Below are 2,877 nucleotides of genomic sequence, written 5' to 3' on the forward strand. Positions count from 1 at the left end.
AGGAAATTATCTATAAGGCGCTTATCACGCCAGCGGTCGGCGTGAATTTGATGATCAGCGCCGAACGCGGGAGTGATTTCCGGGTACGGACAGCGGAAATGGCCGCACCCGCATCCCGAAGGGCTTTTTGCGCGCGGGCGTTCGTACGTCAGTTTCTGGCGACCAGACGGAACGGGGTATAACGTGTCCAGATCCCTAGACAGTTTCCAATGTCGTACGACCTTGACGGTGAACGGCATCGACTATGTGTATTACAGCCTGCCGAAGGCCGAGGCGAACGGGCTTTCCGGGGTTTCGAGGCTGCCCTATTCGATGAAGGTTCTGCTTGAGAACCTCCTGCGCTTCGAGGACGGCCGTTCGGTCACCAAGGAGCACATCCTGTCGGTCGCCGCATGGCTGAGCAACAAGGGCACGGTGGAGAACGAGATCGCCTATCGCCCGGCGCGCGTGCTGATGCAGGACTTTACCGGCGTTCCCGCGGTCGTCGACCTTGCGGCGATGCGCGATGCGATGGTCTCGCTCGGGGGCGATCCGGAGAAGATCAACCCGCTCGTTCCCGTCGATCTTGTCATCGACCATTCGGTCATCGTCGACGAGTTCGGCACGCCGACCGCCTTTGCCCGCAATGTGGAGCTCGAATACGAACGCAACGGCGAGCGCTACCGCTTCCTGAAATGGGGCCAGCAGGCCTTCAAGAACTTTCGCGTGGTGCCGCCGGGCACGGGTATCTGTCATCAGGTCAATCTGGAATATCTGGGCCAGACGGTCTGGACCAAAGAGGAAGACGGCGAGACCATCGCCTATCCGGATACCTGTGTGGGCACGGACAGCCACACGACGATGATCAACGGGCTTGGCGTTCTCGGCTGGGGCGTCGGCGGCATCGAGGCGGAGGCGGCCATGCTCGGCCAGCCGGTCTCCATGCTGCTGCCCGAGGTCATCGGCTTCAAGCTGACGGGCAAGCTGAAGGAAGGCGTGACGGCGACCGACCTGGTGCTGATGGTCGTGCAGATGCTGCGCAAGAAGGGCGTGGTGTCGAAGTTCGTCGAGTTCTTCGGCCCCGGCCTTGACAACATGACGCTGGCCGACCGCGCGACGATCGGCAATATGGGTCCGGAATACGGCGCGACCTGCGGCTTCTTCCCGGTCGATGCCGAGACGGTCAACTACCTCACCATGTCCGGCCGCGACGAGCAGCGCATCGCGCTGGTCGAGGCCTATTCGAAGGCTCAAGGCATGTGGCGTGACGGCGACGGTTCCGACCTCGTCTTCACCGACACGCTGGAGCTCGACCTTGGCGCCGTGGTTCCGGCGATGGCCGGCCCGAAGCGCCCGGAGGGCCGCGTCCCGCTGGAAAGCATCGCCGCGGGCTTTGCGAGCGCCATGGACAACGACTACAAGAAGCCGGGCCAGCTTGAGAACCGCTACCCGGTCGAGGGCACGGATTACGACCTCGGCCATGGCGACGTGGCGATCGCCGCCATCACCTCCTGCACCAACACGTCGAACCCGTCGGTGCTGATCGCCGCCGGGCTGCTCGCCCGCAACGCGGTCGCCAGGGGCCTGAAGACCAAGCCGTGGGTGAAGACGTCGCTGGCGCCGGGATCGCAGGTCGTCGGCGAATACCTTGCCAGGTCCGGCCTGCAGGCCGATCTCGACGCGCTCGGCTTCAACCTCGTCGGCTTCGGCTGTACGACCTGCATCGGCAATTCCGGCCCGCTGCCGGCGCCGATCTCCAGGACGATCAACGACAAGGGGCTGATCGCCGCGGGCGTCCTGTCGGGCAACCGCAACTTCGAGGGCCGCATCTCGCCGGACGTGCAGGCGAACTACCTCGCCTCCCCGCCGCTCGTCGTTGCCTATGCGCTGGCCGGCTCCGTGCAGAAGGACCTGACGAGCGAACCGCTCGGCGAGGACAGGGACGGCAAGCCGGTCTATCTCAAGGACATCTGGCCCTCCTCGCAGGAGATCCAGGCCTTCATCCTGAAATACGTCACCCGCGCGCTCTACGCCGCCAAATATGCCGACGTCTTCAAGGGCGATGCCAACTGGCAGGCCGTGCAGGTGCCGGCGGGCCAGACCTATGCCTGGGACGACCAGTCGACCTATGTGCAGAACCCGCCCTACTTCGTCGGCATGGGCAAGACCGGCTCGGGCCTGTCCGACATCAAGGGCGCGCGCGTGCTCGGCCTCTTCGGCGACAAGATCACCACCGACCACATCTCGCCGGCCGGTTCGATCAAGGCGGCATCGCCCGCCGGCAGCTACCTGATCGGCCATGGCGTCGGCGTTGCCGACTTCAACCAGTACGGCACGCGGCGCGGCAATCACGAGGTGATGATGCGCGGCACCTTCGCCAATATCCGCATCCGCAACCACATGCTCGGCCCGAACGGCAAGGAGGGTGGCTACACGATCCACTATCCCTCCAGGGAAGAGATGTCGATCTACGACGCGGCGATGAAATACAAGCAGGAGGGCGTTCCGCTCGTCATCTTCGCAGGCGTGGAATACGGCAACGGTTCCTCGCGCGACTGGGCGGCCAAGGGCACCAACCTTCTCGGCGTCAAGGCCGTGATCGCCCAGTCCTTCGAGCGCATCCACCGCTCCAACCTCGTCGGCATGGGCATCGTGCCCTTCGTCTTCGAGGACGGCACGACCTGGGCCTCCCTCGACCTCAAGGGCGACGAGACCGTCACCATCGAGGGCCTGGAAGGCGACATCAAGCCGCGCGAGAAGAAGATCGCAACCATCACCTATGCCGACGGCACCGTGAAAAACGTCCCCCTCCTCTGCCGCATCGATACCCTCGACGAGGTCACATACATGAACAACGGAGGTATCCTGCAAACCGTCCTGAGAGACCTCGCAGCTTGA

The 2,877-nt window shown here is 64.0% G+C and carries 2 protein-coding genes; both read left to right on the forward strand.

Annotated elements, in window-relative coordinates; genetic code table 11:
• Positions 1-182: hypothetical protein (locus EXZ48_RS35380; protein ID WP_207900613.1), on the forward strand; the 182-nt coding region annotated here is incomplete at its 5' end.
• 1 nt (position 183) lies between these two features.
• On the forward strand, positions 184-2,877 hold the full coding sequence (gene acnA / locus EXZ48_RS34320; RefSeq protein WP_024271632.1) for an aconitate hydratase AcnA: 2,694 nt from the start codon (positions 184-186) through the stop codon (positions 2,875-2,877).

The organism is Shinella sp. JR1-6 (assembly GCF_004284735.1).
Classification (GTDB): domain Bacteria; phylum Pseudomonadota; class Alphaproteobacteria; order Rhizobiales; family Rhizobiaceae; genus Shinella.